Genomic DNA, 7,888 nt, shown 5'->3' on the forward strand with positions numbered 1-7,888 from the left:
GTCGACGTCGGATCGTCAAAGTCTCGCTCGGATGTCGATCCAATGGCGACTGTTCCATCGCTGTGCGGGATAATATGCAACGTGTCGGCAAACAGCTGTGGCAGCTCTGCGCGATCACACTCTAACAAGATCGCCTGCCCTTTGACCCCGTTACCCACTTGCCGCCCAAGCTCTTGGGACATCTGCACCAATCCCTGCCAGCCTGTGGCCCAAACGACCGATCCACGCGGACCGTTGTCCGGTGTTTCGTTAAGAATTTCGCCCCCCTTGGCCCGCACCGCCGCCGCAAGAGCAGCGCAGGCCTGTCGGGGATGGATGCGCGCAGACAGGGTATCCTTGATGACCAGACCGGTCGGACTTTCCGGACACCAGCCGTCAAATTCGGCGGCCTCTTTGATGTCCCAAGCGGCCTTGCCCTGCCACAGTCTGCGTGCACCTTCGCGGCGGGCTTCGGCCAGCTCTTGTGCGCGCGCATCCGCGATGGGCTGCAAACGGCCGGTGCGCGCATAGCCTGATGGCATCCCTGCGACGCTGGAAATGTCCTTCCAATAGTCCTCGGCCATGATCAGGCTTTGAAACTGAAACTCTTTCTTGTCGTTCCAGTTTTCAGGCGTGTGTGGCGCCAGCGCGCCGACGATCCCACCGGATGATCCGGCCGCGACGCCATACGGATCGATCACCTGAACTCGCGCGCCACGCGTGACGCAGGACCAAGCCACCGACAGGCCGAAAATTCCCGCCCCATAGATCGTCACATCCGCCATTGCCAAATCACCCCAAGCTGCGCCAATGTTGCGCGTCGGACCGCGCGTCCCTCTCTTTAAGGCAATCTGTTATGAGCAACCAGAGTGCAGAGCTCACCTGGCGCGATGGCACTATTCCGGTGTCCACGCGATTTGATGATCCCTATTTCAGCCTTGAAAACGGGCTGAACGAAACCCGGCATGTCTTTCTGGCGGGCAACGATCTGCCTGCGCGGTTTGCGGATGGATTTCACATTGCTGAACTGGGGTTTGGATCCGGCCTCAACCTGTTGGCCACATGGCAGGCTTGGGACGCCGCTGGCATGAACGGCACGTTGCGCTTCACAAGCTTTGAGGCGTTCCCGATGAGCGCCAGCGAAATGCGAAGAGCCCACGAAGCCTTTCCCGATCTCGCGCCCTATGCCACGCGGCTGACGCAAGCCTGGGAAGAAGACCCCTCGCTTGCGACCCTGCAAGGCATCTCGGCCAGAGTCATTCTGGGCGACGCCCGCACCACGCTGGCAAAGCAGGAGTGGCTTGCGGATGCGTGGTTTCTGGACGGGTTTTCGCCCGCCAAAAACCCAGAGCTGTGGGATGCGCGTTTGATGTGCGATGTCGGCGCACGCACGGTTTCTGGCGGCACCTGCGCGACCTATACGGCGGCCGGTTTCGTGCGCCGCGGCCTTGAAGAGGCGGGCTTTTCAATTTCGCGCATACCCGGATATGGGCGCAAACGTCACATGACCGTCGGCGTGAAGGGGTAAGGCGATGTCACAGTCCTCAAACCGGCTGGGTATCTTGCTGATGTGCCTCACCACATTGGTCTTTGCGCTGCAGGACGGGATTTCGCGGTTCCTTGCGGATGAATACAACGTCTATCTGGTCGTCATGATCCGCTATTGGTTCTTTGCCGCCTTTGTGTTGGTCCTCGCCCAGCGCAGCGGAGGCATTCGCGTGGTCTCGCGCACCAAGTTCCCGCTGCTTCAGGTCTTTCGAGGCGCGTTGTTGGCGCTGGAAATCATTGTGACTGTGGTGGCCTTCACACTGCTTGGTCTGACGGAGACCCATGCGATTTTTGTGTGCTATCCGCTGATGATTGCCGCCCTGTCAGGGCCCATTCTGGGCGAGAAAGTCGGCTGGCGGCGATGGGCCGCCATCGGCGCAGGACTGATCGGGGTCCTCATTATTTTGCAACCCGGCGCGGGCGTATTTTCCCCGCTGGCGGCAATTCCGCTGCTTGGGGCTGCGATGTTTGCCGTCTATGGGCTGGCGACGCGCTATGTCGCACGCGAAGACACCTCTATGACCAGCTTTTTCTATACCGGAGTCGTTGGCGGCGTGGTGATGACTGCCGTCGGCGTATTTCACTGGGAAACCATGACCGCACACCACCTGATCTGGATGGGTGTTCTGTGCTGCAGTGGCGTGCTGGGACACTGGTTGCTGATCAAAACCTATGAATTTGCCGAGGCCAGCGCGGTGCAGCCCTTTGCCTATCTGCAACTGCCGTTTGCCGCCTCGATCGGCATACTGGCGTTTGGCGAAACGCTTAGGATCAATGTGGCGGTTGGGGCCGCAATCGTTGTGGGTGCCGGACTGTTCACACTTTGGCGCGAACGGCTGTCGGCGGAATAACCTATGGATCCAAGCTTGATCGCAATCGTTGTTCTGGGGGCCTTTGTCGGAGGCTTCATAAGCGGCTTTGCCGGATTCGGCTTTGCGCTTGTGGTCTCGGGGATCTGGTTTGCCGCTTTGCCGGTGCATCTGGTCCCGCCGCTGGTGGTGCTCAGCGCCACAGCAGGCCAGCTGACAGGATTAGCGAAACTGGCAAAGCACGTATCCTGGCCCAAGGCCTGGCCCCTGATCTGGGCGGGTATTCTGGGCATTCCTTTAGGTACGGCCCTTGTCGCCTTTGGCGCACCGGACAAAGTGAAGCTGGTCGTCGGAGTCTTTCTGATCGCCTATACGCTCTGGCAATTCATGGCGCGCCGGTCCGTGCCGCAAATTCGTGTAACCGGTCTGATCTGGGACCGCATTATCGGATTTCTGGGCGGCATTTTGGGTGGGCTGGCCGGTCTGTCGGGCGCACTTCCTGTTGTGTGGTATCAAATGCTGGGCATGTCGCCCGCCGAACAACGCGCTCGGTACCAGCCGTTCAATCTGGCGATCCTGGCGTTGTCGTCGGTGTCGATGCTGCTGTTTGGCCAGATCACACCCGAGGTCTTGCGCCTGTCGCTGATTGCCATGCCCATCGTCATACTGGGGGCACTTACAGGAGTTTGGATGTTTGACCGCGTCACGGCCAAAGGGTTCAAACGCGCGGTTCTGTCCTTGCTGCTGTTGTCGGGCGTGATGATCCTGACCCAATCCCTGACCTAATTCGCCAAAGACCGGCCGCTGATTTCTTGACTGAATGGCACTGGCAGGGGCGCCTTGCCCAAGCGCGCGCGATAGATTGGCAAGCTTTCGGACACCCGCATGACATAGTTCCGCGTTTCGGTGAACGGGATATGTTCGATCCAGTCGACGATGTCCGGGCCACCGGGCTGTCGGGGATCCCCCATTTCCGCCATCCATGCAGACGGGCGCCGCGGACCCGCATTATAGCCTGCCGATACCATGATGATATTGCCGTCAAACTCGTCGCTGAGACCATCCAAATACGCGGTGCCCAAAGTCACGTTATAGTCCGCATCGCTCAGCAGTTTTGCCTTGTCATAGCGCACGCCAAGCGCACCGGCGACCAGCTTTGCCGTGCTTGGCAGGATCTGCATCAGCCCATAAGCGTTCGCGTGCGAAATCACCGAAGGGTCAAACTCGCTTTCGCGTCGCGCGATGGCCAGTGCCAGTTCAGTTGGCACAGGAAGGTCTGTCCGATTCATCAGAGGATGCAAAGGATAATAGGGCGCGTGGATTTCAATGCCCTGACTTGCGAAATACTTGCCCAGCTTCACAGCGATATGCGGATCACCCAGGTCGAGCGCCATCGCCCCCATTTGCGCCATCTCTAGCACATCCTGCGTTTCAGCAAGATGCACCCAGAAGCGCTCTGCCAAAGCCCCTTCGCCCGAGGCGTAAAACAGCATCGCCGCCTCATGAACCGAAGACCGCGCAAAAGCCGCGCCGCGCCAATTTGGGACGCTGGACCGCCCAGACAAAGACTGATCAATGGGCAAGCCCGCTTTTTCCGCAGCCAGCAGCCCATAGAAGGTGGTTTGATAGGCCCCACCTCCGGCATAGGCGCGCTGTGCGGATGCCTCATCCCCCAGCGCTTCAAACGCGCGACCGATCCAATACCCGGCGCGTGCCAGCGAAATCGGGGTCTGAACCGCCTGTTCAAAGAAGACGAAGTGCTGCAAGGCCAGCCAGTTTTCGTTCAGATACCTGAGCGCAATATAACCTGCGAGCCACTCAAGCTGCGCAAAGGTGCTGCCGTCGGTCAATCCGTGCTGGCTGGCAATTTGATAGGCCTGCGCCGCGCGTCCCGCTCGCATCTCGGTTCGGGCCAGAGACAATCGGCGGCTGGCCCAAGCATCCGCATTGCCCAACGTACGCTGAGAGCTGCGCTGCAAGATCAGCTCGATCGCCTCGTCGTTGCGCCCTTTGCGCGCGCGCCACAAAAACCGCTCGTAGGCCAGTCCCGGATCATTAACCAAACGGCTTGGCACCGCATCGATAAACACATCCACACCCGTACGATCCTCGCGCAGAGCAAGACGCGCCGCTGCCAGTTTTCGCCAGCCATCAGGCACTAAAGGGTACATCCGCTGAGAATTGTCGCGCCACCCTTTCCAAAGCATAGCGTCCAGCCGGTCCACATGCCGCGATTTCAGAACGTCGCCATAACGCGCGAGATAGGCCGCGTGCTCTTCGTCGCTCATGGCGCGCTCCAGCCAGGCTTGCGTCACGGTCGCATGGGCCTCGTCGCGCAACCCGCGCGCCCGCAGAGCGTCCGCCAGAGCCAAGGCGCCTGCCGCGGTTTGCGCGCCGCTTTGGGCAAAGACCTGAAAGACCGCTTCGGCTGGCGCATCTGCAAAGTTCGGCTCTTGCTTGCGCCGCAACAAAGGCAAGCCGGGCCAATCGGGGCGTCGGCGCAGAAAACCCTGCGCGTCGCGCCAGCTGCCTTCGCCAGCCCGCAGTCTGTGCCATTCAACGATGTCTTGCGCGACCGGCCCATAGCTGCGTGCAACGCGCGCCGCCTCGGACCAGTTCTGAGCCCTGATCGCGCTCATAACCGGAGAAATATCCACCGCTTGCTGTGCCAAAGCTGCACTGCTGACGATGAAAACCAAAAATACTGCCCAAATCCGCCGGATCATGTCTTGCGTTTTCCTGCCCTCTGCGGGTTATAGGGCAAACATAGATGCGGAATGCCAAGCGTCCAATCACTAACTTGGCAACACAGCCACTTCCGGCTAGGGTCCGCGCGAAATTCAACTTGGGTCGGCGAGTTCCGGCCTGTCATTGGGCAATCCGCCCAGATCGCAAAACAAAGGAGCGTGTCATGTTCAAAGGGTCTATGCCTGCACTCATCACGCCGTTCACGAACGGCGAGCTGGATTTAGATACGCTCAAGAAGCTGGTCGAGTGGCATATCAGCGAAGGCTCGCACGGTCTGGTGCCCGTAGGCACAACCGGTGAAAGCCCGACACTGTCACACGAAGAGCACGAGACTGTGATCGAAGAGGTGGTCAAAGTGGCCGCTGGACGCATTCCGGTCATCGCGGGTGCAGGATCAAACAACACAGCCGAAGCTGTACGCTTCATGCAGTTCGCGCAAAAAGCTGGCGCGGATGCGGGCCTTGTGGTCACGCCATACTACAACAAGCCAACCCAACGCGGCCTGCTGGCGCATTACCGCGCGCTGCACGATTGCTGCGAACTGCCGATCATCATCTATAACATCCCGGGCCGGTCGATCATCGACATGACTCCGGAAACCATGGGCGAGCTGGCAAAGCTGCCGCGGATTGTTGGTGTGAAAGACGCGACAGGCGATGTGGCCCGCGTCAGCGACCAACGCGAGTTGTGTGGTGCGGACTTTGTCCAACTGTCCGGCGAAGATGGCTCGGCCCTGGGCTTTAACGCCCATGGTGGCGTTGGATGCATTTCCGTGACCGCCAATGTTGCGCCACGTCTGTGCGCCGAGTTCCAAGAGGCAACGCTTGCAGGCGACTTTGGCAAGGCCCTGGACCTGCAGGATCGCCTGATGCCGCTGCACCGCGCGATCTTTGTCGAGCCCGGTCTTGTCGGCGCGAAATATGGCATGTCCAAATTGGGTCTGTGCTCTGATGAGGTGCGGTCGCCTCTGACAGGGCTGCTGGACAGAACCAAGGAGCAGATCGACGCGGCCATGCGCCACGCGGGTCTGATCAACTGATAGACCCCAAGATTTAACGCAAAACGCCCCGGCCATTGGTCGGGGCTTTTTTGTGCGTCTGTTGGATTTGAGTATTTTTGACAAGATGAAAGCGCCGAATACTGAGGACGCTTTCGCTGTTTAGAGGACGTTGGTGACCAGATAGGTGGCAAAAAGGGCGACGCCCGCGCCCACACTCAGACTGCCCACAACCCAGGGCCAGAGCCTGCGCGGCGGCGTCGGTTTTTCGGCAACCTGTTTCAGCAGAGCCGATTCCACGAGACCCGGCAGACGCGGCCCAAAGCGAGACAAAACCCGCGCGGTTTTCCAAAGATCGCGCGCCAGAGCCTTGGGGCCGACCGAATCGCGGATGTAGTCGCCGACGACCGGTTTCGCGACGTCCCATATGTTCAGGGATGGATCAAGCGACCGCGCGACGCCTTCGACCACGACCATGGTCCGTTGCAAAAGGATCAGCTCGGTGCGGGTCTCCATGCCAAAGCGTTCGGTGACCTCAAACAGATAGTTCAGCAACCGCCCCATCGAGATCTTGCTGGCGTCCATGCCAAAGATCGGTTCGCCCACAGCACGCAGCGCGCGGGCGAATTCGTCAACGTCTTGATCGGCAGGCACATAGCCTGCTTCGAAATGCACCTCGGCGACGCGTTTGTAGTCGCGCTGGATGAAGCCAAAAAGGATCTCGGCATAGACCCTGCGCGTGTATTCATCGATATGCCCCATGATGCCGAAGTCATAGGCGATGATATCCCCATTCGCTGCCACCTTGAGGTTGCCCTGGTGCATGTCCGCATGGAAATAGCCATCGCGCAGCGCGTGGCTAAGGAAGAGTTCCAGGACGCGCGCGCCCAGCCCGTGCAAATCGTGACCGGCCGCCCGCAGCGCATCATTGTCCCCCATCGCGGCGCCTTCGGCCCAGCTCATGGTCATGACCCGACGGGCAGAATATTCCCACTGCACCACCGGCACCTGAAACCCAGCATCGCCCGCGGTGTTGGACGCAAATTCGCTCGCCGAGGCGCTTTCAAGACGCAGGTCCAACTCGCCTGTCACAACGCCGTCGAAATGTTCAATCACATCATGCGGGCGCAGACGGCGCGAGAAGGGCGCGACAAACTCGATGAAGTCCGCTGCGAAATAAAAGGCATCCACGTCTTTGCGAAACGCCCGTTCGATGCCCGGCCGCAGCACTTTGACCGCAACAATCTCGCCCGTTTCCGCCAGACGCGCTTTGTGAACCTGCGCGATCGAGGCCGCAGCCACCGGTTCGGAAAACTCGGAGAAGATCTCATCTGGCGAGGCCCCAAGCTCTGACTCAATCGCAGCTTTAGCTTCGGCCACAGAGAAGGCAGGCAGGCGATCTTGCAGAACCCGTAGCTGCGTTGCCATTTCGGAGCCAACCACATCCGGTCGCGTGCTGAGCACCTGACCGAATTTAATATAGGCCGGCCCCAAAGCAGTCAGCGCGCGTACCACCGGCGGCATGTTGGGATCGCCTTTGATGCCGATCCAACGAAACGGCCAGACCAGCGTTCGGGCCAGAATGCGCAGGGGTTTGGGGGCTTCAAATGCCTCGAGCACTACGCCCATTGCGCCGGTGCGTTCCAGCGTTGCGCCTGTACGGATGAGGCGCCAGATATTGTGTGGGCCGCGCACCTAGAGTTTCCACCCGGAGTGCAGTGCCGCAATACCCATGCTCAGATTGCGATACTTCGCGTTTTCAAACCCGGCGGTGCGCAACATACCAAGGAAGGTGTCCTGATCGGGG

Annotated in this window: 8 protein-coding genes; 4 read left to right on the plus strand and 4 right to left on the minus strand. The window is 59.9% G+C overall.

Translation table 11 applies throughout. The features are described 5' to 3' along the window. A partial coding sequence (locus ACEQWH_RS02515) for an NAD(P)/FAD-dependent oxidoreductase (protein WP_370228013.1) occupies positions 1-764 on the minus strand: 764 nt, incomplete at its 3' end. 71 nt (positions 765-835) lie between these two features. On the opposite strand from ACEQWH_RS02515, the gene mnmD reads away from it, so the two are divergent. The 3 genes from mnmD to ACEQWH_RS02530 are packed head-to-tail and all read left to right on the plus strand — an operon-like array spanning position 836 to position 3,122. Further along, entirely contained in the window at positions 836-1,507 is a 672-nt protein-coding gene (mnmD, locus tag ACEQWH_RS02520) for a tRNA (5-methylaminomethyl-2-thiouridine)(34)-methyltransferase MnmD (RefSeq protein ID WP_370228015.1), read from the plus strand. Positions 1,508-1,511: 4 nt separating this feature from the next. Next, the gene (locus ACEQWH_RS02525) at positions 1,512-2,378 is read left to right on the plus strand and encodes a DMT family transporter (RefSeq protein ID WP_370228017.1); all 867 of its coding nucleotides are present in this window, start codon (positions 1,512-1,514) and stop codon (positions 2,376-2,378) included. A gap of 3 nt (positions 2,379-2,381) precedes the next feature. Continuing rightward, positions 2,382-3,122: a sulfite exporter TauE/SafE family protein gene (locus ACEQWH_RS02530; protein WP_370228019.1), complete on the plus strand. Its 741-nt coding sequence runs from the start codon at positions 2,382-2,384 to the stop codon at positions 3,120-3,122. Here the strand turns inward: ACEQWH_RS02530 and ACEQWH_RS02535 are convergent. After that, positions 3,119-5,062, minus strand: coding sequence for a lytic transglycosylase domain-containing protein (locus tag ACEQWH_RS02535; RefSeq protein ID WP_370228021.1), 1,944 nt, complete (start codon positions 5,060-5,062; stop codon positions 3,119-3,121). The two genes, ACEQWH_RS02530 and ACEQWH_RS02535, sit on opposite strands and share 4 nt — an antisense overlap. Positions 5,063-5,247: 185 nt before the next feature. On the opposite strand from ACEQWH_RS02535, the gene dapA reads away from it, so the two are divergent. After that, positions 5,248-6,123 carry a 4-hydroxy-tetrahydrodipicolinate synthase gene (gene dapA, locus ACEQWH_RS02540; RefSeq protein ID WP_370228023.1) on the plus strand — a complete coding sequence of 292 codons (876 nt, stop codon included), beginning with the start codon at positions 5,248-5,250 and terminating at the stop codon, positions 6,121-6,123. A gap of 120 nt (positions 6,124-6,243) precedes the next feature. On the opposite strand, the gene ubiB is transcribed toward dapA, so the two are convergent. After that, entirely contained in the window at positions 6,244-7,776 is a 1,533-nt protein-coding gene (gene ubiB, locus ACEQWH_RS02545) for a 2-polyprenylphenol 6-hydroxylase (protein WP_370228025.1), read from the minus strand. Then, a partial coding sequence (locus ACEQWH_RS02550) for a class I SAM-dependent methyltransferase (protein ID WP_370228027.1) occupies positions 7,777-7,888 on the minus strand: 112 nt, incomplete at its 5' end.

It is taken from the genome of Cognatishimia sp. (assembly GCF_964229375.1).
Classification (GTDB): domain Bacteria; phylum Pseudomonadota; class Alphaproteobacteria; order Rhodobacterales; family Rhodobacteraceae; genus Cognatishimia.

Bases quoted from the DNA above. Each gene is read 5' to 3' on its own strand.
- mnmD (WP_370228015.1), top strand. From the start codon at position 836: ATGAGCAACCAGAGTGCAGAGCTCACCTGGCGCGATGGCACTATTCCG.
- ACEQWH_RS02535 (WP_370228021.1), bottom strand. From the start codon at position 5,062: ATGATCCGGCGGATTTGGGCAGTATTTTTGGTTTTCATCGTCAGCAGT.
- ACEQWH_RS02530 (WP_370228019.1), top strand. From the start codon at position 2,382: ATGGATCCAAGCTTGATCGCAATCGTTGTTCTGGGGGCCTTTGTCGGA.
- dapA (WP_370228023.1), top strand. From the start codon at position 5,248: ATGTTCAAAGGGTCTATGCCTGCACTCATCACGCCGTTCACGAACGGC.
- ACEQWH_RS02525 (WP_370228017.1), top strand. From the start codon at position 1,512: ATGTCACAGTCCTCAAACCGGCTGGGTATCTTGCTGATGTGCCTCACC.